The 24,614-nt window shown below is 50.8% G+C and carries 22 protein-coding genes; all 22 read right to left on the bottom strand.

Translation table 11 applies throughout. The annotated features are described in order from the left end of the window. Positions 1 to 36: 36 nt before the first annotated feature. The 22 genes from rfbC to EQV90_RS09710 all read right to left on the bottom strand — a co-directional run bounded on the left by rfbC (position 37) and on the right by EQV90_RS09710 (position 24,611). Positions 37 to 591: a dTDP-4-dehydrorhamnose 3,5-epimerase gene (gene rfbC, locus EQV90_RS09815; RefSeq protein ID WP_003447137.1), complete on the bottom strand. Its 555-nt coding sequence runs from the start codon at positions 589 to 591 to the stop codon at positions 37 to 39. Beyond that, positions 588 to 1,481 carry a glucose-1-phosphate thymidylyltransferase RfbA gene (rfbA, locus tag EQV90_RS09810; protein WP_003447135.1) on the bottom strand — a complete coding sequence of 298 codons (894 nt, stop codon included), beginning with the start codon at positions 1,479 to 1,481 and terminating at the stop codon, positions 588 to 590. Before rfbA ends, rfbC begins: the two co-directional genes overlap by 4 nt. A 158-nt stretch (positions 1,482 to 1,639) precedes the next feature. After that, positions 1,640 to 2,167 carry a transcription/translation regulatory transformer protein RfaH gene (gene rfaH, locus EQV90_RS09805; RefSeq protein ID WP_165439653.1) on the bottom strand — a complete coding sequence of 176 codons (528 nt, stop codon included), beginning with the start codon at positions 2,165 to 2,167 and terminating at the stop codon, positions 1,640 to 1,642. A gap of 990 nt (positions 2,168 to 3,157) precedes the next feature. Continuing rightward, positions 3,158 to 3,775 carry an acetyltransferase gene (locus EQV90_RS09800; RefSeq protein WP_003447127.1) on the bottom strand — a complete coding sequence of 206 codons (618 nt, stop codon included), beginning with the start codon at positions 3,773 to 3,775 and terminating at the stop codon, positions 3,158 to 3,160. Next, complete coding sequence (locus EQV90_RS09795) at positions 3,775 to 4,368, bottom strand: sugar transferase (protein ID WP_010656174.1); 594 nt, start codon at positions 4,366 to 4,368, stop codon at positions 3,775 to 3,777. The genes EQV90_RS09800 and EQV90_RS09795 overlap by 1 nt, the downstream gene beginning before the upstream one ends. A gap of 51 nt (positions 4,369 to 4,419) precedes the next feature. Next, positions 4,420 to 5,652, bottom strand: coding sequence for a glycosyltransferase family 4 protein (locus EQV90_RS09790; protein WP_003447125.1), 1,233 nt, complete (start codon positions 5,650 to 5,652; stop codon positions 4,420 to 4,422). A gap of 4 nt (positions 5,653 to 5,656) precedes the next feature. Beyond that, the gene (gene wecB / locus EQV90_RS09785) at positions 5,657 to 6,787 is read right to left on the bottom strand and encodes a UDP-N-acetylglucosamine 2-epimerase (non-hydrolyzing) (protein WP_003447124.1); all 1,131 of its coding nucleotides are present in this window, start codon (positions 6,785 to 6,787) and stop codon (positions 5,657 to 5,659) included. 22 nt (positions 6,788 to 6,809) lie between these two features. Beyond that, positions 6,810 to 7,928, bottom strand: a complete 1,119-nt coding sequence (locus EQV90_RS09780; protein WP_240878040.1) for a capsular polysaccharide biosynthesis protein CapF — start codon at positions 7,926 to 7,928, stop codon at positions 6,810 to 6,812. A 2-nt stretch (positions 7,929 to 7,930) separates the two neighbouring features. Then, a complete protein-coding gene (locus tag EQV90_RS09775) occupies positions 7,931 to 8,965 on the bottom strand; it encodes a polysaccharide biosynthesis protein (protein WP_003447122.1) in 1,035 nt (344 codons plus the stop codon). Positions 8,966 to 9,013: 48 nt separating this feature from the next. Then, positions 9,014 to 10,150, bottom strand: coding sequence for a glycosyltransferase (locus tag EQV90_RS09770; RefSeq protein ID WP_003447121.1), 1,137 nt, complete (start codon positions 10,148 to 10,150; stop codon positions 9,014 to 9,016). 13 nt (positions 10,151 to 10,163) lie between these two features. After that, complete coding sequence (locus EQV90_RS09765) at positions 10,164 to 10,868, bottom strand: NAD-dependent epimerase/dehydratase family protein (protein WP_240878039.1); 705 nt, start codon at positions 10,866 to 10,868, stop codon at positions 10,164 to 10,166. Positions 10,869 to 10,938: 70 nt separating this feature from the next. Further along, positions 10,939 to 11,907 carry a glycosyltransferase gene (locus EQV90_RS09760; protein ID WP_161718400.1) on the bottom strand — a complete coding sequence of 323 codons (969 nt, stop codon included), beginning with the start codon at positions 11,905 to 11,907 and terminating at the stop codon, positions 10,939 to 10,941. Next, positions 11,904 to 13,145: a hypothetical protein gene (locus EQV90_RS09755; RefSeq protein WP_178105453.1), complete on the bottom strand. Its 1,242-nt coding sequence runs from the start codon at positions 13,143 to 13,145 to the stop codon at positions 11,904 to 11,906. Before EQV90_RS09755 ends, EQV90_RS09760 begins: the two co-directional genes overlap by 4 nt. 36 nt (positions 13,146 to 13,181) lie before the next feature. Continuing rightward, complete coding sequence (locus EQV90_RS09750) at positions 13,182 to 14,684, bottom strand: oligosaccharide flippase family protein (protein WP_029612483.1); 1,503 nt, start codon at positions 14,682 to 14,684, stop codon at positions 13,182 to 13,184. Between the two features lie 81 nt (positions 14,685 to 14,765). After that, on the bottom strand, positions 14,766 to 15,476 hold the full coding sequence (locus EQV90_RS09745) for a transposase (RefSeq protein ID WP_240878038.1): 711 nt from the start codon (positions 15,474 to 15,476) through the stop codon (positions 14,766 to 14,768). A 334-nt stretch (positions 15,477 to 15,810) separates the two neighbouring features. Next, complete coding sequence (locus tag EQV90_RS09740) at positions 15,811 to 16,920, bottom strand: DegT/DnrJ/EryC1/StrS family aminotransferase (protein ID WP_003447115.1); 1,110 nt, start codon at positions 16,918 to 16,920, stop codon at positions 15,811 to 15,813. A gap of 388 nt (positions 16,921 to 17,308) precedes the next feature. Then, positions 17,309 to 18,586 (bottom strand): Wzz/FepE/Etk N-terminal domain-containing protein, encoded by a 1,278-nt coding sequence (locus EQV90_RS09735; RefSeq protein ID WP_083912808.1) that lies wholly within the window; start codon positions 18,584 to 18,586, stop codon positions 17,309 to 17,311. A 311-nt stretch (positions 18,587 to 18,897) separates the two neighbouring features. Beyond that, positions 18,898 to 19,149 carry a lipopolysaccharide assembly protein LapA domain-containing protein gene (locus tag EQV90_RS09730; protein WP_240878037.1) on the bottom strand — a complete coding sequence of 84 codons (252 nt, stop codon included), beginning with the start codon at positions 19,147 to 19,149 and terminating at the stop codon, positions 18,898 to 18,900. A gap of 24 nt (positions 19,150 to 19,173) precedes the next feature. Then, on the bottom strand, positions 19,174 to 19,470 hold the full coding sequence (gene ihfB, locus EQV90_RS09725) for an integration host factor subunit beta (RefSeq protein WP_003447108.1): 297 nt from the start codon (positions 19,468 to 19,470) through the stop codon (positions 19,174 to 19,176). A gap of 409 nt (positions 19,471 to 19,879) precedes the next feature. After that, entirely contained in the window at positions 19,880 to 21,574 is a 1,695-nt protein-coding gene (gene rpsA, locus EQV90_RS09720; RefSeq protein WP_003447106.1) for a 30S ribosomal protein S1, read from the bottom strand. 122 nt (positions 21,575 to 21,696) lie between these two features. Next, complete coding sequence (cmk, locus tag EQV90_RS09715; RefSeq protein WP_003447104.1) at positions 21,697 to 22,380, bottom strand: (d)CMP kinase; 684 nt, start codon at positions 22,378 to 22,380, stop codon at positions 21,697 to 21,699. Continuing rightward, the gene (locus tag EQV90_RS09710; protein WP_202210443.1) at positions 22,380 to 24,611 is read right to left on the bottom strand and encodes a bifunctional prephenate dehydrogenase/3-phosphoshikimate 1-carboxyvinyltransferase; all 2,232 of its coding nucleotides are present in this window, start codon (positions 24,609 to 24,611) and stop codon (positions 22,380 to 22,382) included. Before EQV90_RS09710 ends, cmk begins: the two co-directional genes overlap by 1 nt. Between the last annotated feature and the right edge of the window lie 3 nt (positions 24,612 to 24,614).

The following is a 24,614-nucleotide window of genomic DNA, read 5'->3' as shown; positions in this document are numbered from 1 at the left end:
AGACTCATACCAGAACAGACTCTCCGCTCCCGAGTATCAATGTGCAGCGTCAAACGGCAAAGCCTCAGCATCTTTTTCGCTGATTTTGTACCCCCCCAACTCAGGCCAGCGAATGCCCAATGCAGGGTCACTCCATAAAATTGAGCGCTCAGATTCTTTATGATAATAGTCAGTTGTCTTATACAAAAAATGTGTATCTTCTTCCAAGGCAACGAAACCATGAGCAAAGCCTTCAGGAATCCACAGCATAAGATTGTTAGTGCAACTCAGCTCAATCCCGAACCATTGCAAATAACTGGGTGAGTCTTTTCGGATGTCCACAACCACGTCATATACGGATCCCTTCACGACCCTCACCAGTTTTCCTTGCGCATGCGGTGACTCTTGGTAGTGGAGCCCTCTCAAGACGCCCTTGGAAGAGCATGAGTGATTATCTTGAACAAATGACTCAGGGCTGGGTATATTTAAGGACTGTAAACTTTCTGCAAATTGCTTATGGTTAAAAGTCTCCATAAACCAACCACGTGAGTCTTTATAAATAACAGGCTCTATAATGAGAACATCGGGGATTTCAGCGCGGGTTATTTTCATTTCTGATTACTTTCAAAAAAGAGTCTCAACAGATATTGGCCATAACCTGTCTTTTCAAGTTTTCGTCCTTGGGCCTCTAGTTTTTCTGGCGTGATCCATCCTTTATTGAACGCTATCTCTTCCAAACAAGCGACTTTCAATCCCTGTCGGTGTTCAATCGTATGCACGAAGTGGCTCGCTTCTAGCAAAGACTCATGCGTTCCTGTATCTAGCCAGGCAAAACCACGCCCCAGCAGTTCAACAGTTAAGCTTTGAGTCTCTAAATACGCTCGATTGACGTCTGTAATTTCAAGCTCGCCCCGTGAAGAGGGTTTTATTTTTTTTGCGATTTCGACGACGCGATTATCGTAAAAATACAAGCCCGTAACAGCATATTTGGATTTTGGTATTGCTGGCTTTTCTTCAATACTGATCGCGCAACCGGCAGCGTCGAATTCAACAACACCAAAACGCTCAGGATCGGAGACGTGGTAGCCGAAGACCGTTGCGCCTGTCGTGCGGGACATGGCCGAACGCAGATTGTCGGAAAAATATTGACCATAAAAAATGTTGTCGCCAAGGATCAGGCAGACTGGATCTTCACCGATGAACTCCTCGCCGATGATAAAAGCCTGCGCTAATCCATCGGGACTCGGCTGTTCAGCGTAGCTGAGTTCAATGCCGTATTGGCTGCCATCACCCAGCAATTTTTTAAAGCAAGGCAGGTCTTCCGGGGTAGAGATAATCAGGATTTCTCGCATGCCCGCCAACATCAAGACCGATAGAGGGTAGAAAATCATCGGCTTGTCATAGATAGGCAACATCTGTTTGGAGACGCCTAAAGTCAACGGGTGCAGGCGTGTACCTGAGCCGCCAGCGAGAATGATGCCTTTACGCTTAATGGTGGTCATGTTTCTGGCTCTTCCTTAACTATTCGGCTAAACCACCTTTGATGCCAACAGGTGATCGTTTGAATTTTATTTTGAAAAACACGCTACCGCCCCAGGATTCAACGTCGATTTCCTGAAAACGGGGTTTCTCATTACTCAGGCCATAGCCTGAGTTTTACTTAGCGATTGCCAATACTGGTCACTGGCAAACTGATCTGTTGCTGACGATTCATCAAATTGATAAGCAGAATGACTCTTTCTTCTCCGTCCATGGTCATGAATATGGACTCAATACCTGCGAAGCCCTGATCAAGAATGGCAACTTTGTCGCCTGGGCTGTACGCGGCGATAGCGTGCGTGTTGGCGCGTTCTTGCAGTTGAATAATAAGATCATGGCTAACGGCCAGAGGCCGGCCACCAAAAGCCACTATGCGAGCTACGCCCCGCGTGGAACGCAAGGGTGCCCAGTTAGCGCCCTGGGGCATGTGTATAAACAGATAGCCTGGGAATAAGGACTCTCGAGTGGATTGCAATTGACCACGTACGAGGGTTTCGCGCCGGCAGGATGGGCGCGAGCAGTCATAACCCTGGCGCTGAAGGTTTTCTTCAGCCCGCTCGTCTTGTCTGGGTTTGCACTGCACCAAGTACCAGTCGCCTGGCTTGGATGTAATGGCCACGCAGGCTGCTGCGGGGCTTGTTATGGACATGGGCATTTCATTAATGGGTCTTCCGTTTACCATTGTATGGTGCAATCGCCAGTGCCTCGCATCTGGCTTGTTTCTTTTCCATAGCGGCCCAATAGAATCACCGCTGCGGGTTCACCCCGACTGCATCGGAACGTCGACGAATGAGTGATGAATTTGACACAGCGTCAACAGTTCCTTTGCCGATGCTCGTTATGCCACCATCTAGTCAAGCACCAACCCTATCTGCTCAGGCTATAGACCCCTACCTGAAACGCATTCATGTGAATTCTGTGGATGTGCACAGGCTCAATGATCGCCAAAATTTAGAACCCTGCGCGGATGATACAGTTCTCACCTCTCAATTCAACATCACCGCGTTGCGGACCTTGCTTTTGTATCTCCTGTACCCGGGATGCCTTAAGCGGGCAGACAGCCAAAAGGTACATTAGGCCTTTGGGGATACCTGTCTGGCCTTCAAGTAAATGACAGTACGACCACTGGCGCGCATTTCATACGCAAAAAAACAATCACTCGCTGGCCGGGATCTGCCAGATCCGCTCACCATTCGCCCAACGATTGTGATCTGCTGTTCTGATCTGCTGCTTGAATGGCAGGTATTGCGGCCTCATTCGTGTAAATGACCAGGAGCCGGCGTTATCCGATTTGTTTCCGATGAAGTTCAACCATCACGATCCGACACCAACAGTGCCAAATCGAGAATAACATTGCTGTTTGCAACACAGTTGCATATTCGGTGCCAGACCAGGCAGTAAATTATTTCAAAATTATTGGCAGTCTTTGCCGATCAAATAATTGCCCTTTTTGAACGATGACATCGCGTTTCGCGTCGGTTTCTTCAGTAGTAAAAGACGGCCAGGGGGAAAAACAAGAGAGTGTCAGCGCAACACATTACCCCTTAATTTCGATGAAGAAAGTAAGGGGCGTATTATTCGCCGGTTCGTCCGCCGCAATTATTTATGGCCACCCATGGTCAACACACCGCATGCCCGCTTAACGTGGCCTGGCCGGTACGCCAACGACTGTCTGCGAATCAGCTACATCACTGACTACCGCCGCACCTGCACCCACAATCACATGAGAACCGATCTGTGTGGACTGTCTGACACAGGCGCCGATACCGATCCAGCTCATGCTGCCAACCTGGACAGTGCCAGCAAGTCTGGCGCCCGGACTGACATGTACAGCATCACCAAGTACGCAGTCGTGATCAATACTGCATCCCGTATTAAGAATCGCACCTGATCCGACTTGCGCACCGGCATTCACCACTACGCCTGCGAAAACCACCGACCCCGTACCTATCGCAGCATAACGGCTGATTGTTGCGTCGGGGTGGATCAACGAAACCAACTGCGCCCCTGCCCCCGCCAGCTCCTTGAGCTTGGCGAGGCGTACCGCATTGTTTCCGATGGCCACAACGACACCATCGTAATCACGGGCATGGTTCAACAAAGTCGAAGTATCACCTGCAATACGCCAGGCGCCGTTCGTCTCTCGACCAGACCAGTTGTCTTCAAAGAACTCGACAACTTCCCAGCCACAACACTCCGCCGTATCAGCAACGACCTTGCCATGGCCCCCGGCGCCGACAATGGCTAAGCGCTTCATTATTGCCCCCCCGTAAACTTCGACATGGTTACTTCACCATCGGCACTGATCCCCTCTCGGATGAGCACTTTTTTCAGCGTCAGGAAGACAATCTTCACATCCAGCCAGATACTCCGGTTGTCTACGTACCATACATCGAGTTTAAACTTATCTTCCCAGCTCAACGCATTACGTCCGTTGACTTGTGCCCAGCCGGTTACACCAGGACGAACTTCGTGCCGGCGGTACTGTTGCGCGTTGTAAAGCGGCAGGTATTCCATTAATAACGGACGCGGCCCAACCAAGCTCATCTCGCCTTTTAAAACATTCCACAAGCCTGGAAGCTCATCCAGACTGCTGGAACGCAGGAACGAGCCAAATGCTGTCATGCGTTCAGAGTCAGGGAGTGGGTTGCCATGCGCGTCGCACGCGTCTTTCATGGTGCGGAACTTGATCATCTCAAAGGGTTTGCCATGTAACCCCGGACGTACCTGACGAAAAAGTACAGGTGTGCCCAGCTTCCGACGGACTTGCCAGGCGACAACAGCAATGACGGGCGAAAGCAATAACAGCCCGAAAAACGACGCAACTACATCAAATAACCGCTTAAGCATCTGGCAATCCCGCACTCTGTCCTGATATTGACACTTTAACTTCCAAGGCTGTCACTGACCACGCTTCCCGGCCAGTCGCTTGAAGATCACTGCAAAACTTTCGACACCCTTGCGCAAGGACAAATTGGCGCGATAGAAATCACGTCCGTTCTCGGACATCGCAGCGCGCTCGGCGGGTGTGGCGTTCATGAGTTTATCAACCGCATCAACCAATGAATCAGGATCTTGTGATTGTGCAATATGGCCACATCCGCTTTGGTTGACCAGGTCCGCCGCATCACCATCCACACCCATCAGCAACGGCTTGCCCACTGCCATGTACGCCTGCGTCTTGGAGGGAATGGTGATAGTAAACAATGGGTCTTTTTTAAGGTGGACCAGCAACGCATCCGCGCTGCTCAGGTAGTTGCCGACCTGCGCCATGGAAACCGCCGGCAGGAACACCACATTATTCAACCCCTCATCGCTCACCCTTTGCTCCAGGCGCTTGACTTCGACACCGCCACCCAGAAATACGAAAACCATGGCCTTGTCGCGCAACTGCAAAATTTTGGCCGCATCGAGCACCGAATCGAGTGCCTGGGCTTTCCCCATATTCCCGGCAAAAAGCACACGAAAGCGCGATGCGTCGGGAAAACCGTCCGGAACCTGGTGGGTGCTTGCCGTAATCTGATCTTCGGCGCACCAGTTATAAATAACCTCGATTTTCTTTTCGGGCACATCACGCTCGATCAGCAGACGCTTGAAGCCCGGCGACAGGACCACGACTTGATCAACATGGCGATAGACCCAATCACATACTTTTGAAACGACATTCAATGCCTTTTCGTTTGAAAACATCCCCGTTGCCCGCAACGTATCAGGCCACATGTCCTGAATGTCATAGACCACTGGCACACGGCGAAAAAACCTGATGAACACGGCGGCAATACCCACCGTCAACGGCGGATGATAGGCGTAGATCACATCCGGACGTTTTGCACCAAACAAACCGTAGAATAAACTTGTGGCCGCAAAGCTTATATAGTTCGCGACCCTGCCCAAACCACTTTGACCATGACTTGGGTATAAAGGCAGCCGTGTAACCTTGACTCCATCAATTACTTCTTTCTGAATCAAGCGCATCTTGAAGCCAGGATAAATCTTGCCGCCTGGATAGTTGGGAAATCCGGTAACCACCTCGACGTCAAATCCCTGCTTCACCAGCTCTCGTGCAAAAACCAATCCCTTGAATGTGGGTTCTGGATCGAACCACTGAGTCAAAAGCAAAACACGGACTGCCATTTAATTAATACCTTTTCCAGACTACACGCATCACATAATCACGATAGCTGTGAATGATTCGAACCACTTTAGCGGCAACGTTTGGCATGCTGTAATCTGCGACAAGACGCAACGTACGGTCAGTCCCGCGCTCCTGGCTGTCGAGCAACTGCAGGCCCTGCATTACGCGCTCCACTTCCAGGCCAACCATCATCACCGCCGCCTCTTCCATACCCTCTGGACGCTCATGGGCTTCGCGCAGGTTCAGGGCCGGGAAGTTGAGAATCGACGATTCTTCATTGATGGTACCGCTGTCAGACAGTGCTGCCTTGGACTCCAGTTGCAGTTTGTTGTAATCCTTGAAGCCCAACGGCTTGAGCAAACGCACATTTTCATGAAATGTGATGCCCAGCGCGTCAACGCGTTTTTGCGTGCGAGGGTGGGTTGAAACGATTACCGGGTACCCGAAATGTGCGGCGACCTCGTTCAACACATCCACCAACTTCAGGAAGTTCTTATCGGAATCGATATTCTCTTCACGGTGTGCGCTGACCACAAAAAACTTGCCAGCTTCAAGACCCAGGCGCTCAAGGACATCAGACGCTTCAATACCCGGACGATAGTATTGAAGTACTTCAAACATCGGGCTACCGGTCTTGATGACCATGTCTGGCGGCAAACCTTCACGCAACAGGTAATCACGCGCAATGGTGCTATACGTCAGGTTGATATCCGCGGTGTGGTCAACAATGCGGCGGTTGATCTCTTCCGGAACGCGCATATCAAAACAACGATTACCGGCTTCCATATGGAACGTAGGAATCTTGCGACGTTTGGCAGGAATAACAGCCATGCAGCTGTTAGTGTCCCCAAGCACCAAGAGTGCCTCAGGGTTCACTTCTGCCAGTACCCGATCGACTGCAATGATCACATTACCGATCGTTTCCGCACCGCTGGCACCTGCTGCATTGAGGAAGAAATCCGGTTTACGAATACCAAGATCATCAAAAAAAATCTGATTGAGTTCGTAGTCATAGTTCTGGCCCGTGTGGACCAGAATATGCTCACAATGCTCGTCCAAGGCCGCCATCACGCGCGACAGACGGATAATCTCCGGTCGAGTACCTACAACAGTTACAACTTTCATCTGCTTCATGTTCATTCTCCGCCTCTTCCGCTCAAGCCTGCGTACCGACCGCCAAGGCGTAAGTATCAGGATGCTCCCGGTCAAAAACTTCATTTGCCCAAAGCATGACTATCATTTCGCCTTCACCCACATTCGTGATGTCGTGCGTCCATCCAGGTACCGTTTCAACAATGACCGGTTTCACGCCGTCGGTGAACAGCTCATAAAACTCGCCGGAAACGATATGCCTGAATCTGAAGCAGGCTTCACCACGGATGACCAGGAACTTTTCAGTCTTGGAATGGTGATAGTGCCCGCCCCGCGTGACACCCGGATGGGCGGTAAAAAATGAAAACTGCCCGGCATCAGGGGTTTTGAGCATTTCCACAAACTCACCACGAGGATCACCATATTTAGGCACCTCATAGGTAAAGCTTTCCGGAGGCAGGTAGCTGAGGTAGGTAGAGTACAGAGCACGAGTCAGGCCCGTTCCCACACGCTCGGTGATCAAAGTGCCACGACTGTCGCGGAAAGCTTGCAACTGCTGCGAAAGTTCTCCGACCGTAATCTGATACTGCGGCACCACTTCGTTGAATGGCGCCGGCACGACCAGCCCGTCCATCACCGAAATAAAGCTCCTGATTACATCATCGATATAGACAAGCGTAATACTTGCGCCGGGATCGTTGATCTGTACAGGAAGCCCACGGGCGATGTTATGGCAAAAAGTGGCGACCGCAGAGTTATAGTTCGGACGCGCCCATTTACCAAAGACATTAGGCAAACGGAACAGGTACACAGGCGAGCCGTGCTCGGCAGCGAGCTTGTTCAATGCCTCTTCGGCAGCACGCTTGCTTGAACCATAGGCATTATCCTGGGCTGCCTGGATCGACGAGGTATAGATCAGAGGGATCTTGCGACCACTGGCGGCAATCGCCTCTGCCAACTCACGGGTCAGATCAGCATTCCCGGTTTTGAACTCTTCTGGATCCTGCGGACGGTTCACACCTGCCAGGTGAAATACAAAATCAACCTGTGCTACCAGTGGAGCCAGCTCCAGGGGGTCATTTTCCCGGGAAAAACGAAAAACCTCGACGTCCTTGCGTTCGCCTAAATGGACGGTCAAATTTTTACCGACGAACCCGTTCGCACCTGTGATAAGAACTTTCATGATCACTCCTCGGGCGTAGCATGCTCGCCGCGCTGGATGGCGCGCATGAAGTCAAGCTTCAACAGCAACTTCTGCATACCCTCAATATCCAGGCGCTGAGTATTGTGCGAGTTATAGTCTTCGGTGCGGGAGATCTTTTCTTCGCCCTCTTCAACAAACTTGCTGTAGTTGAGATCACGCAGGTCTGGCGGTACACGGAAGTAATCACCGCGATCTTCGGCGCAGGCCATTTCTTCGCGACTCAACAGCGCTTCGTACAACTTTTCGCCGTGACGAGTACCGATGATCTGCACCGGATGGTCTGGCTTGCCCAGAAGATCCGTCAATGCATGGGCGAGTGTCTCAACCGTCGCAGCGGGTGCTTTTTGCACGAACAGATCACCGTTGTTGCCATGCTCAAATGCATAGAGAACCAGATCCACGGCGTCAGCAAGCGTCATCATGAAGCGTGTCATGTTCGGATCGGTAATCGACAGCGACTTACCGGCACGGATCTGCTCGATAAACAACGGAATAACCGAGCCACGGGACGCCATCACGTTGCCGTAGCGCGTCCCGCAGATGACGGTTTTTTTCTCATCGACGTTGCGCGACTTGGCAACCATCACCTTTTCCATCATTGCCTTGGAAATACCCATGGCATTGATCGGGTAAACCGCTTTGTCGGTGCTAAGGCACACGACCCGGCTGACCTGGTTCTGGATAGCAGCTTCAAGAACGTTATCGGTGCCGATAACGTTGGTTTTGACAGCTTCCATCGGGTGAAACTCACAGGATGGAACCTGCTTGAGAGCGGCGGCATGATAAATGAAGTCAACACCACGCGTGGCGTTAAGGACACTTTGATAGTCTCTGACATCACCAATGTAAAACTTCAGCTTCGAACTTGCATAACGCTTGCGCATGTCGTCTTGCTTTTTCTCGTCCCGGCTGAAGATACGAATTTCGCCGATATCACCATCGAGAAAGCGCTTGAGAACAGCGTTCCCGAACGAGCCGGTCCCACCGGTAATCAAAAGAGTTTTATCTTTAAACATATACATCCCCCGAATTCGGTAAAAATATCAAAATAGGTATTAATGTTGTTAACGCTGCGCTGCAGCTTTGAGCACAAGATCAAGATACGCTTGGGCCCGCTGATTCGGCCCCGGGTAGCCTTGGACAAAGTCGTAAGCATCTGCAAGCGGTTTTTCGTGTGCTGCTGGCAAAGCTGAGTAATAGTCAGCGATTACGTCAGCCATGGCATCAACGTTCAGCGGATCAAAATAGTGTGCATGCTCATGGCAACAGTCCCTGATAAAGGGCAGATCAGAAGCAAAAAGCGGCCGTTTCATCATCATGGTTTCGATCGGCACAGCAGAAAAGCACTCCAGCAGGCTCGGAAAAATAACTCCGTCCATCGCGGTGTAGAAACTTGGACACTGAGTGAGAGTCAAGGGACCTACGTTGACGATATTCGCCCTGAAAAATGGCGTACATTGCTTCCACTCCTGCTCGGGGAACGTTACAAAAAAATCAACAGCAAGAGAATGGCGCTCGCGCAGTACCTGTTTCAACATCGGCAGGCAAGCCAGATTCTTGTGCGGGTAGTTGCGCGAGATGATACCAAGCTTGATAGACGTCGTATCGGGAATGGCCACCGGCTGCCAGCGCTCAGGCTGACTGAATACCGAGTCCACAGTACTATATACAACATCGATCGGCTTACCCTGAAAGAAGTACAACTTCTCAAGCCCCACTTTCACATGCTCAAGCTCTACGACAAACTGATCAGCTCGCGAAAAAAACAACTCCTGCAGCTTGAACTTTGCCTTTAGCTTTAGGCGCGGTATCAAGCCCATTCGCTCAGTCATCGAATTATTCGGATAAATAATAGACGGCTGAGCAAATCCAAATAAGTGATGGGTACGTTTAAACAAAAAATAGGACGGGCCGAACACAGTAAATACAACATCCTGGCCGATAAAGTGTTTATCGACGCCCTGCCACAGCGATTTAATTCCGTAGCAATCCAGCACTATCACACTCTTGAAAATCGAGGTATCGGTCCCCAATGAATTAAGATTTTTCAGGACCAGCGAAGAAATCAGCAACGATATGTCTGCGCGAACGTCCTCAAATCGGCTGAGACAATCAATAAATGACGATGCCACTGCAACCGCCCCCCCAACGTGCAAGTTGGAGCAATTGATCAGAATCTTGGGGGCGCTTGGATTTGTCATAGAGGATATCCCATCAATCAGTTCCCTTTGAAAGCAGTGGTACGTAGCTGCGCAGCACTTGTGTCCAGTAGTTGTCACTCAAAACTGGGTCAGCCTTGCCAAATTGCTCGATGATGAAATCAACAGAAACATCATAGCTCTCACCCAGTTCAACCACATTTGAGCGCGCACTTACACCCAGAATGCTCGAGACCTCAGACAAAATATCTGCAATTGGAACAGCCGCAATCGACGCCAGGTTTTGAATAGTGTTACACCCTATCTTATTTTCAATAAGATAGTGAGAAAGCCTTACAACGTCCTTGATATCCAGGAGATTTCTTTTTGCATACTTCTGAACGGTAACCGTTTCACCATCAAGAACCGCATTCACCAAATAACTGATCAGCGTAAGATTTTTTACGACACCTACCACCTGCGGTAATCGGTAAATATAAAACGAATCCGCATGCTTCGAGACGTACTCTTCCATTTCCAGTTTATGACGCGTGTAGGGTGTCTGCTTTTTCTGATAAACGCTGCAGGTAGAGAAATAAACTACAGGCAACATTGGATTATCTTCAATCTGATTCCGCACAAGCTCAAACTCGCGGCGGAACTCGGACGCCCGTTGCTCCGCTGAATTGGAAACCCCAGAAGCAAGAATAAGGCAATCGGCAGAGAAACCAAGGCCAGAAAAGCTCTTCGCAAGAAGGCCACCACCTATCACTTTTTTCACATGCCACCCCACGAAGTTTGGCAATCTAAATATATGCCGTTACCGAACGCCACCTTCGACACCGCGTGCATCACTGCGTCACTCTGCTACGGTCTACGCCACCGCGTAGCCGTTTGGCTTTTCTCCATACGGCACGGTATACCCCAGCCCAAAGTAACCGGAAGAACTCCGCTGAACAATAGACATAGCCCAGAGCCGCCTTGAACTTTCTAGCCCTGCAAAAATACATGAACATATTAAAGGAGTAGCCGGACCTCAACACGTTTCTGGGCAGAGCACTTCCGTATCGATCACAAAAATAAGTCGATACTTTATAAGCGCTTCTCTCGAATCTGAGCTTGCCCTTTCCTTCTGAAAAATGCGAAGCACTCTGTTCGAGTACCCGGTAGGTGCCCAATACTTCTGGCAAATAGCCTATCCTGTAATGTCCGGCAATATGGAGCCACGCCACATAGTCATCCATTTTAGCCTGAAGCCTGCTAGCGTGAACCGCATAGCCCTGCACGGCTTCGCGTCGCAACATGACTGTACATGTTTTGTAGGGATTTGCTCTCAGCAGCGACTCCTTGACCCATCCTGCCGGCGGCACTACCCCACGGGAGCGGTCGTGGGCAAACAGGGTCACTCCCGATGCCTGGTAATAAACATTTGCATCACCGAACACTGCGCCCATGTCAGGGTTGGCCACCAGGTAATCATATTGAAGCTGCAACTTTTTCGGGTCCGTCCAAAAGTCATCACCCTCACAGAGAGCAACAAACTCCCCCGAGGAAAAGGCGATGGCGGTATCAAAAATTCGCGCCCCTTGGGAATAGACGTTTTTGGGCTGCCTTACATACTTTATTCTGCCCGGGTATTGTTCGCAGTACCGGTTGATCACATCAGATGTACGGTCGGTCGAGGCATCGTCATGAATAACAATCTCATAACAAAAATTGGTCTCCTGACACAAAAACGACTCAATCGCCTGCGAAATGTATTGTTCTTGATTATAAACAACACATACAACGCTAACGACAGGCTTGGATGCCATACTCATTTCGCCACCTTAAATATCAACAAGGTCCTCGTCCCACCCGAAAGTTTGAAAAACAAGAATAAAAGCAGCATCGCAACAATATAAAAGAATGCTGAATATTGCCGATAGTAAAACACACCCCACGAAACAATCTGAAACATCAAAATAAACATAATGAGTTCAGACAATTTGAAAATGCCACTGACCTTGGCACGGTAAAGCAATGTCCGAACCAGCAAAAATATAAGCACAATCGCTACAACACAACCAATGCGGCCAAAATCGTGCAGGAAAGAGCCGATTACTGTCGTGAACACCCAGGGAGTGACGCCCTTGTCCAAATAAATGGCAAACCATGCCTCACGATCAAAGGGCTCATAAACCTCACCAAATAACGCTGCTTTCAGTACGCTGACCGGTGCAAAATCCATCTTGCCACCTAACGGTGGTGCATCGACCAGATAGTGCTCACTGAAGTGAAAGACCTGCTGCCCCGCATAGTCGAGCAGCGCTCCCAGCACTTCGGAGGAACCCTCTCCACCAAAGCGTGACATCGTAATTTTAATAAATACCAACAGTGCCGGAACAGCCAGGCTTGCCGCACACACTACTAGCAGCAGTATGTTTCTCTTGGGCATAAACCCTCGAAAAAACAACAGAAAAAAACCCAGCGACATTGCCCAGTACACAAAACCGTCACGCCCGACATAAGACAATATATAAAATATATATACGGTACTGCAGAACAAGTGCACAAACGCTTTCAGCCTGCTCCCAGGATAGCCTTCAGAAAGGTTCAAAAACGCAAATAACATATTCAGCAGGAACAGGTTCGCGATCAATGAACAAATTGTATTGATCACTCCGTATTGCTCAACATATGAAACGCCGCCAGCGGCGATCATATTACGGTTTGACTCAACGTCTCCAGCCAACGCGATAGCGGCGCTCATCGCAAAAAATAGCAGAGCGAAAAGCGACAATGGAATCATTATCCACTCGATAATCTTCAGCGCCCTGAAATTATCAAGCGAAATACATTCAACCTCAGCATCCTTGAAGATTGTAAACCCCGACAAAAGAACAAAAACAAGTGCAGAAAAATAGAGCACCGCCTCCGTATCCAGATTAAAGCTCTTGGAATAGTCGAAGGCCTCACTGAGAACAATAGAGCAAAAAAAAGATGCCAGATAGATGCTTAGTAAGTAACTCACCACACCAAAGTAAAATCTATTTTTTACTTGGTAGACCAGAAACATTATCAGCACTATAAAAAAAGGTAAAAAAACCATTGGTCAGCCCCTTACTTTCTTGAGCAAGGTCAGAGGAAAAACGTAATAGGAAAACACCATAATTGCGCACAAGACAGCGCCGCCTAAAAACAGGCTATAGAGAAGTCCGTTGAGCAATCCGCTAGTGTCAAATCCAACTTGACTCACCAACAAAGCCACTGCCACACCTGGCGCAACCACTTTCACAATGTCGCCCCACAACCAACCAACGTGCATTCCCGGCATCATTTTATAATGAACATAAGCAACCCAACCGAGCAAAAATAACAGGTTCATCAAAAGCCATACAAAACCAGCTCCTAAACCACCATACATATTCGCGGCAACGATAACACTAGGGATCAATACCACCACCATCCCGGCAGCTCCAATTAAATGGTATTTGAGGTTGCCGATGGCGTATTGAAGGTAATAGGGAAATGCACCTACCGCCATTAAACCGTTACCGACGGCATAGAGCTTCAGGATCGGTGCTATCTGTTTTGCGAGAACGGCGTCACCGGTCCATGCGGCCAATAAGGGCTCCGCACAGAAGACCAAGGTTATCGCAGCCGTACCCGCAAGAATACTCACCAACTGAGTAGCATTGCGGTAAACCAGCACCAGCTCATCGAGTTTCCCTTCGGTGTAAAGCCTGGCCATACGGGGCATGATCGCACCACTTATCGGACCACTCACAACCATAATGCCGCTAGCGACCAATACAGCCATTGTGAAATGCCCGTAATCGGACAAGGGTAGAATACTTGATAAGATTAATTTATCTGTCTGGGTTACAAGTATCCAAACAGATGATGTAAAGGCAATGGCAATGGAAAATTTCAATACCGGCTTTACAGGCCCAAGTGACCACCCGATCGCCTCCACGCCTTTATCCAACGGAGGTAGCAGCGTCAGCGTCTTAAGCCACATGCCTAACGTATCAAGCAGCGCGACCGCTAGCTGATAAGTGAAAAACACCAGAGGTGTGTAACCAAAATACCACATGACGGGCAACACAATTACGAAACGCAGTGTGGCTAAAACCACACTGTATGCACTTAGCCAGACAATATGTTCTGCCCCAGTAATCACGCCTCTGTACAGCCCGCCGAGCCAGCGCATAGCGACACTTACAGCCATGATTTGCAGAGCTGTCTGCACCTCAAATTGAGACAGGGTCTGAACCTTCAACCAGCTATCCGCTATATGTGCTGACAACAACATCAGCACCCCACCGCCGACAAGAGCGATACCAAAAAAGATACTGCTCAGCGCACGAAATAGCTGGCGGTATGCCAAAGAACTGATAGCACCAGCCTTGAACCGGGCAGTTTCGCGGCTGATGGTGGGCGTCAAGCCCATATCCAGCAGAGTAAACCAAGCCTGTAACATCGTGAAAAAGCCGACCAGCCCATACGCTTCCGCCCCCATATATTTTATATAGAGAGGCAGAATCGCGATGCCGACCAAGGTCACGTAAATCTGGCTAGCATAACCCGCGAGAATATTTAATTTTAAGCTCAACCCAGCAACCTTCCGCATAAGATAATATTATTCGTTGCAAACCTTAGCTGAGCGCTTAAGCGGTCATCAAAAAGTCAGCTTCTAATCTTTGCTAAATCCGAACTGGATACAATCAAGCGAGCTTTGTGGCTCTGTCCGTGTATGTTTTCGAATAGTCAGCCATGCATACGTTATCTTGCCCCAGCGTATCTTGACCCGATTTAGCTCTGGGAAATAATGAGGCAAGAAGTCATGGGACAGCCTTTTGAACTCAAGAAGCTGGAACCGCTCCGACACCGCTCTCGCCGCATGCGTTAAGGCGTTGTCCAGCACCACGACTGGAGACATGGATGTGCGCATTTTCAACTGACTCAACAAGCCAGCAAAAGCTAGCGATGCCATCGCTCCCCAAGCCCACAACAAGTAAAACCCACCAGAACTCAGTATTGCCGCCATGACGTTGAGACGGCCTGCTTTCTTTAGCAGAGGGTTGCGGGGCTTGCCGCGCCAAATCCAGACGCTGCGCACCGACGATGACAAAGAGAAGTCCGTCTCATCCATGTAAACCAATTCAATTTCTCCTTCTTGGGCCTTCCAAATCAGTTGCTCAAGCTCTTCACCGCTCCTGGCGAAAGCCTGTGGGTCACGGTTTTCAATGGCTGTAACGGCTACGTTTGCGGGCGATCTCGAGATGTTTAAGAGCGCTTTCTCGGGATTCAAGCGCACCGCAATGTCGATTTCTTCAACTAGGCGGTGATGCACCTCACTGGCGCTCAAAGGGCTTGTTTTCGCCCACTCATCAATGGTCGTCATATAGTCCGCCAGCTTGCCAGGAGCACCTTAGCGGTGCACATCAAACAGCCCCAAAAAACCTTTGCCGAACCATTATTGACAACGTTCATAGCCGGTTCAGGTTACCCCCCGGCCTTCGGCCACCACTTTTACCGAGCCCACGCAGGCATGTCGTCACAGGGTTTCAGCCAGACCCCAACCGCGCCAATTTTTTCCCTTTGTGAACGATCCCTCTCAGCTTGAGGATATGCTCCTCAGACAACTGTAAGGGCCCGTGCTTCACGTGAGACAAAATCATCAGAGCATCGACGCGAGATAACACAATAACCTAATTTATTGGTGAGCACTTAAGATTCTAGATGTCCTTGATTACCGAAATAATCTCCATCTGTTGTTCTTCCGTGATGCCAGCATAAATGGGCAGGCACAATACTTTCAGAGCCATCGCAGTTGCCACAGGGAGATTTTTAGGGCTGGCTGAGAGCATCCCGCGATACATCGGAAACTCACTTATCAGCGGGTAGAAATAACGGCGGGAAAAAAAGTTGTTATCTTTAAGCTTCTGATACAGCTCATCGCGAGTCAGGGGGTATTCCGGCCCTACAAGAATTGGGAAGTATGAGAAGTTTGCAGATTTTTGGCCTGACTCTTCAATTACTGTAATGCCACGAACGCCCTCAAGCTCACGCCGGTAACATTTATCGATGTCGCCACGCTCAGCAATAACAGTGTCTATGTACTTCAACTGAAGCAAGCCAAATGCGGCGTTCACCTCACTCATTTTGCCGTTGATTCCTGGAGCAACAACGGTCACCTCATCAACAAAACCAAAGTTTTTCAAATGATCGATACGTTGTTTTGTTTTTGCATCAGGGCAAACGATGGCGCCCCCCTCAAAAGTGTTGAACACCTTTGTGGCATGAAAGCTCAGCACACTTAAGTCTCCGTGACGCAGGATGCTCCCCCCCGCATCCTTAACACCAAATGCATGCGCGGCATCATAAATAACTTTGATGTTATAGGCATCTGCGATTTTCTGAATGGCGTCTACATTGCAGGGATGACCATAGCAGTGCACAGGCATGATCGCGGTGGTTTGCGGAGTGATTGCAGCCTCAATCTTGGCAGGATCCATATTCAATGTGGTTGGATCAATATCAACAAATACAGGCTTGATGCCATTCCACAACAGCGAGTGTGCCGTTGCCACAAAGGAATAAGGCGTTGTAATTACCTCTCCAGCCACACGCAAAGATTGCAGGGCCGTCAAAAGAGCAATGGTGCCATTATTAAACAACGCAATGTGCTCAACACCCAGGTACTCGCACAGCTGCCGCTCCAACTCTTGATGCATCGGACCGCAGTTTGTCAGAATCTTGTTAGACCAGATTTCTTCAAGATAGGGAAGGAACTCTTCCAGAGGAGGAAGATAAGGCTGTGTGACGAATACCGGCTTTTGACTCATTTCGATTCCTCGACAAACAATAACGGATGCGTTCCGTGATGATTTTTACAGGGCTGATTTCACTACCGAAAGCACCAGTGTGGCCTTGCCTAGGGCAAGCCCCGCCAAAAGGGCATAAATACATTTGCAACGTAAAATTTAATCATCGCACAGGCTGACATTGATGTAAGCACCTGAACAAAACTAATCGCGCTTTAAGAGACCAAACGCAACACTTCTGAAGCCACTTTAAGTAGCCAGCGGCTTGCTTTCTCATGGCCACAAATATCGGTAAATACCCCATAAAACCGCCCTGATAATCATCTACCAAAAACTGCATTAGTGCTGATCGTTTTGCAGGACTTTCCCATTGCCTTATGTGTCCGCTAACGGAGCGAACCCTTCAGGGTCACCCCTGCTGACGCGTAGCCACAAAGTACCTGACCAAAACAATCAACACGCCAAGCATGCCACCCAGCAACAAACCCAACAGTATGAGCAAAGCCTTCCTGGGTTTGACTGGCTGCATTGGCTCCAGGGCTTTGCGATCGATTGAGACCAACTTCATGTTGCTGCTATCGAGGTTACTCAAATTCCCCAAACGCACAATTTCAGCGCGCAACGGCTCTACACCACTTAAGAACAGGTCTTCATTTTGACGCTGCTTAAGTGCTTCAACTTCACGGTTGCTTTGCAACAGTTGCAGCTCTCGGGCAATCTGGGCTACGCGCCCCTCGGTGAAATCGTCAGTTTTGCGCTGCTGCAGAACGGTCCGTTCTGCTTCAAGCGCTTCTGTACCCATAAAATACAAGGGGATTTGCTGATTGCTGATTTCGGTTCGCATACTACTGGATCCGCGAGTGCCAGCCGAATCACCCAACGCCGAGGGCGTGGTAGGCTTTTGAATATTCAAGGCCCTCGCGATGCCAATAGCCTCACTCAGTTGCGCCATACGATCAGTGCGCACAACCTTGAGTTGCTGACGCAACGCCTTGAGCTCATCCTGCAATTGCGCACGCTTTATGCTGTCGGCTTCGTTCAAGGCGGCGATGCGCGCCTCCTTGTCTATCTCATAGCTGGAGCGGGCTGCGTCCAGCTTGCCTTTTAGCTCGGTCAAACGGTTATTGACGATAACCTTGAGGTCAGCGGCAATTTGCTTACGCTCTGCATCAATGGCGTAATCGACAAAGCCATTGAGGATCTTTACCCCGTCCACTCCCCCGGGATATGTCAACTCCATGCTAATCGCAGCGTTCTGGGAATCCGCTTTTTTAGAATCAGGAAAAATCAGCTTTAGCGAGTTGCGATTGAAATCTTCGAAGCTTTGCTCAAGGGTGCGCCCCGGACGCTTGAATTGAGTGAATAGCTCTTGATTGCTCCGGAAAAAACCCAGTCGATTATCGTATGACTCCAGCGACGACCCTACTTTCAACAGAGCCTCATTGGGAGGCAGGGTGTATACACCCGATCGATTGAGTGCATCCAGCTCGTTGATGGCTGCCGGGCGCAGAACGCTACTCACCTGATATTCAGGCGTACTTAAATAGGCATAGCCCAAAGCAACCAGACCAAAGAGAGCAGCCGTAGCAAGAATGATTTTTTTCTGCTGCCAGACCATCAAAAACAAAGGGAGTAAATCCACTTCATTGGACGAAGGAGCATTCGGGATACGGGAGAGACTACTCACAACCAAGACCTGCCTTCTAAAAGAAACTGCGGGCTCGTTATGCAGCGATTTTCATACGCGCTTATATAACTTTCTAACATCAGGCCTTAGCTTCATGCACACCTGAAGAAGCATAAAAATAACTGTACATCGAGAATCTGAAGCATTTTGCCAGTATCTCGAAACTATACAAGCCTGACAAAGTGTAATAAATCTATGGGGCGCGACATGAATTTTGTAGTGTGCCATTTACATTTGAGCTCTCAACCTGCGCTGCAGCCCTCTCCCGGCCGCATTGTCTGCGCTAAGACACACTCAATATGTAAAAAGGCCTACGAATGGGCCAGCAGGCTGCGTTTTAGTTTCGCAGATTTTCGCTTATAGACCACAACCCCCAATACCGGGCCGAAGAGCATGCCAAGCAGTAAGGCGCCGATAAAAAATAGCGATGCTGGCAACTCAGGCGAACGCCACCCCAAAAACATCAATGAGGTAGGCTGCTGGTTTTCGAGGATAAATATTACAGTCCCGAAAATAACAGCCAGGGCGAACACCCCCAACACTGCACGTTTAAAGTCACGCATCAGTAACTCCTAGGTCCTTAAGGATTAAATATCGTCTTCCTCATCCTCATTAACTCGATCCCGGAGCTCTTTGCCCGGCTTGAAATGAGGAACAAACTTGCCATCGAGGCTGACAGACTGGCCGGTCTTTGGGTTACGGCCTACACGCGGCGCGCGATAATGCAGCGAGAAGCTGCCAAAGCCACGGATCTCAATTCGATCCCCGGTCGCCAGACACTGTGACATTTGTTCAAGCATAGTCTTGATAGCCAACTCTACATCCTTGGATGAAAGCAGCCCTTGATGGGTGACAATTCGTTCGATCAACTCCGACTTCGTCATATTTTTCCCTTCTTTTTCAAGCAGCTAGATCAGCGCTTCAAAGGTTTTAGCATGATCGAAAGGGTTTGAACAGCCCAGGGATTGACTTATCTTTAAAGGCATCAGATAGATGCCAAACAGCCAGCAGAGCAGAAAAACAGGCATGCGACCGCCACCTTGAACTTATAACCACTGCCGCAGGCTCTTTAGCCTCGCTCTGGCGATCGCTGACAGCTGCAGACGACGCTGCAAGCCTGCGGCTCAGGAATTCCATCAATCATATACGTCTCGTATAGCGCTACCCCATAAGGCCTGTATCAGGCCACCCCCCGGGGCCGGGGTTGAGCTGGCGAGCCAATCCTGGCCAGCTCAAATTTCAGGCACAAAAAAGGGCGACCTAAGTCGCCCTTTTTCTATGGTAAATCAGAACTTAGTTCTGTTTTTCCATTTGTGCACGCAGCAGGTCGCCAAGAGTGGTCGGACCAGCAGCAGGCTCAGAGGTAGCTGGCTTGTCGCGCAGGCTCTGAATTGCTTCCTTCTCGTCTTCAACGTCTTTCGACTTGATGGACAATTGGATTACGCGGCTTTTGCGATCAACGCTGATGATCTTGGCTTCTACTTCTTCGCCTTCTTTCAGAACGTTACGTGCATCTTCGATGCGGTCACGGCTGATTTCGGAGGCTTTCAGAGTTGCTTCGATATCCGGAGCCAAAGTGATGATGGCGCCTTTAGCGTCAACTTCTTTCACGATGCCCTTAACGATTGCGCCTTTGTCGTTCTCTTGTACGTACTCGGAGAACGGATCGCTTTCCAGCTGCTTGATACCCAGGGAGATGCGCTCACGCTCTGGATCAACAGACAGGATAACGGTGTCAAGCTCGTCGCCCTTCTTGAAACGACGTACGGCTTCTTCGCCAACTTCGTTCCAGGAGATGTCGGACAGGTGAACCAGGCCGTCGATGCCGCCGTCCAGACCAATGAAGATACCGAAATCGGTGATCGACTTGATGGTGCCGGAGATTTTATCGCCCTTGTTGAACTGGCCAGAGAAATCTTCCCATGGGTTAGATTTGCACTGCTTGATGCCCAGGGAGATACGACGACGCTCTTCGTCGATGTCCAGAACCATAACTTCCACTTCGTCGCCGACTTGTACGACTTTCGAAGGGTGGATGTTTTTGTTGGTCCAGTCCATTTCGGAAACGTGTACCAGACCTTCAACGCCTTCTTCCAGCTCAGCGAAGCAGCCGTAGTCGGTCAGGTTGGTAACACGAGCGGTAACACGAGTGCCTTCTGGGTAACGGGCTTTGATAGCAACCCATGGATCTTCGCCCAGCTGCTTCAGGCCCAGGGAAACACGATTGCGTTCGCGATCGTACTTCAGAACCTTGACATCGATCTCGTCGCCAACGTTGACGATTTCGGAAGGATGCTTGATGCGCTTCCAGGCCATGTCAGTGATGTGCAACAGGCCGTCAACACCGCCCAGATCGACGAATGCGCCGTAATCCGTGAGGTTTTTAACGATACCTTTAACTTGCTGACCTTCCTGCAAGGATTCCAGCAGAGCTTCACGCTCGGCCGAGTTCTCTGCTTCAAGCACGCTACGACGCGAAACAACAACGTTGTTGCGCTTCTGGTCCAGCTTGATGACCTTGAATTCCAGCTCTTTGCCTTCCAGGTGCGTAGTATCGCGCACTGGACGAACGTCAACCAGAGAACCTGGCAGGAACGCACGGATGCCGTTAACGTCGACAGTGAAGCCGCCTTTAACCTTACCGTTGATAACGCCCTTGACAACTTCTTCTGCTGCGAAGGCTGCTTCCAGAACGATCCAGCATTCAGCGCGCTTGGCTTTTTCACGGGACAGCTTGGTTTCGCCAAAGCCGTCTTCGACCGCGTCCAGCGCAACGTGAACTTCATCACCGATGTTGATGTTCAGTTCGCCAGCGTCGTTGTGGAACTGTTCCAGCGGGATGAGGCCTTCAGACTTCAAACCAGCGTGAACGGTTACCCAACCAGCTTGGTAATCGATATCAACGATGATAGCGGTGATGATAGAGCCAGCCTGAAGATTCAGGGTTTTTAGGCTTTCTTCAAAGAGTTCTGCAAAGCTTTCGCTCATTTTAATTCCTGTTGATCAAGGGCGAAGGATACGCCCATCTGCCACATTCCAGACAATGTGGGTTACGTTCATATAAAAGAAGGCATGCAGGACTATTTCTGGTCTCCTGCACGCTTTCTTGGTCATCCAGTGATATCGCGCAGGGCGATTTCACTCATGATTCTTTCAAGCACCTGCTCGATCGACAACTCCGTGGAGTCCAGCTGTATTGCATCAGCCGCCGGTTTAAGCGGGGCTATTGCACGCTGCGTATCACGCTCATCGCGGGCACGAATCTCATCTAGCAGACCCGAGAGACTAACATCATCGCCCTTGGCCTTCAACTGCAAGTAACGGCGACGGGCACGTTCCTCCGCGCTAGCCGTCAGAAATATCTTCAACGGCGCGTCCGGAAACACCACAGTTCCCATGTCGCGACCATCGGCAACCAGACCGGGAAGTTCCTGAAATGCCCGCTGACGCTGCAGCAAAGCCTCACGAACAGCCGGCAAGGCGGCAATTCTGGAAGCCCCGGCAGCAACGGTCTCACTGCGAATCGCGTGAGTAACGTCATCACCTTCCAGAATAATGCGCGCATGCTTGCCGTCCGTCGCTCCGACGAACTGCACATCAAGATGCGCAGCAAGTTTCTCGAGCAAGGCTTCGTTATCCAGAGCAACGCCATGATTGCTCGCAGCGAATGCCAGCAAACGATACAGGGCACCGGAATCCAGCAGATTCCAGCCCAGGCTCTTGGCCAGCTTGCCAGCCACGGTGCCTTTGCCGGAACCGCTTGGGCCGTCGATAGTGATAACCGGCGGGACCATCACGACTGCACCTCTTGCGCTACGCGAATGCCTACCTGCTTGCACAAGGCTAGGAAGTTAGGGAACGAAGTCGCGACATTGGCACAGTCGTGAATACGGATGGGAGCCGTTGCCCGCAGAGAAGCGATGCTGAATGCCATCGCAATGCGGTGGTCACCGTGACCATGAACTTCCCCGCCACCAATGGAGCCACCATCGATAATGATACCGTCCGCAGTTGGCTCACACTTCACGCCCAGCGCCAGCAAGCCGTCAGCCATGACTTGAATCCGGTCAGACTCCTTGACCCGCAGTTCTTCAGCGCCGCGCAGGATCGTGCGACCTTCGGCCACTGCCGCCGCCACGAACAGTACCGGGAATTCATCAATCGCCAGCGGTACCAGCTCTTCAGGAATCTCGATACCTTTAAGCCTGGCTGCGCGCACACGCAAATCAGCTACAGGTTCGCCACCCACTTCGCGCTGGTTCTCGAGGGTGATATCCGCCCCCATCAAACGCAGGATGTCGATAACGCCGGTGCGGGTCGGGTTGATGCCGACATGCTCGAGCACCAGATCGGAATCTTCGGCAATCGAGGCGGCCACCAAAAAGAACGCCGAGGATGAAATATCGCCAGGTACTTCAATGTGGGTAGCCGTGAGCTTGTGGCCTGATTCAACAGAAGCCGTGGCACCCTCGACACTGACCGGGTAGCCGAAGCCACGCAGCATGCGCTCGGTATGATCACGGGTTGGCGCCGGCTCAGTGACCGAGGTCTTGCCTTCAGCATACAAACCCGCCAGCAGCAGGCAGGATTTGACCTGGGCACTGGCCATCGGCAGGGTGTAATCCATCCCTTTAAGCGCGTGACCGCCGCGAATAGTCATCGGCGGACGACCTTCGGCAGCAGTCTCAATCACCGCCCCCATTTCGCGCAGCGGATTAGCCACACGATTCATCGGGCGCTTGGTCAGCGAAGCATCGCCGGTCAAGGTCGTATCAAAGCTCTGCGCAGCCAGCAAACCCGACAACAGACGCATCGAGGTTCCGGAATTACCCAGGTAAATCGGGCCTGGCGGAGCTTTCAAGCCATGCAGCCCCACACCATGGATAGTCACGCGCCCATGATGCGGGCCTTCAATCACCACACCCATGTCACGGAATGCCTGCAAGGTTGCCAGAGCGTCTTCGCCCTCAAGGAAACCTTCGACTTCGGTTGTACCTTCAGCCAAAGAACCAAGCATGATTGAACGGTGAGAAATGGACTTGTCACCAGGTACGCGAATCTTGCCAGTTACCTTGCCACCTGGCTCAGCCAGGAAAATCAGATCATTTGAATTCATAGGGTCCACATATGCCCGGCGGGCCAGGATTTTACTGAAATGCTCGCGAGCAACCCGGGCGCGGGTAAAGACGCCCAGCAATTGATGCCCATCTCCCGCATCGACCGCATCGCGCAAGGCGTCGAGATCACTGCGGAATGTATCCAATGTACGTAACACCGCCTCGCGGTTCGCGAGAAAAATGTCATGCCACATTACCGGGTCGCTTCCTGCGATTCTTGTGAAATCGCGAAAACCTCCCGCTGCGTAACGAAAGATATCCAGATTCTCATTGCGCTTGGCAAGAGAGTCCACCAGCCCGAATGCCAACAGATGCGGTAAATGACTGGTTGCAGCCAGCACCTCGTCATGGCGTTCGACCTGCATATGCTCGACGTCCGCCCCCAGAGCGCGCCACATTGTGTCCACCAGGGCCAGCGCCCCGGAGTCGGTTTCGGCCACCGGGGTCAAAATAACCTTGTGCCGCTCAAACAGAACCGCATTGGAGGCTTCGACACCACTTTGCTCGGATCCGGCAATCGGGTGCCCGGGAACAAAGCGTGGCGGCATGCCGCCAAAGGCCTGGGTCGCAGCACGCACGACATTGCCCTTGGCACTCCCCACATCAGTCAGAACGGCCGACCCCAGATCCATGCCCGCCAGCAACCCGAGCACTTTCTCCATGGCCAGAATCGGCACTGCCAGCTGGATGACATCAGCACCACAGCAGGCGACTGCCAGATCAGCTTCGCAGCGATCAACCACACCCAGCTCTACAGCCAGGGCGCGCGACGCAGGGTCCAGATCGACTCCGACCACCTCAGCGCACAACCCGCTCTCGCGCATGCCTTTAGCAAAGGAGCCACCAATCAGGCCGAGCCCGACAACCACCAGCCGACCCACAACAGGCTTTACAGATTTCAAGGACATTAC

It is taken from the genome of Pseudomonas sp. TMW22089 (genome assembly GCF_022496645.1).
GTDB classification, from domain to species: domain Bacteria; phylum Pseudomonadota; class Gammaproteobacteria; order Pseudomonadales; family Pseudomonadaceae; genus Aquipseudomonas; species Aquipseudomonas paraversuta.
This window is presented reverse-complemented; position numbering and strand designations above follow the sequence as displayed.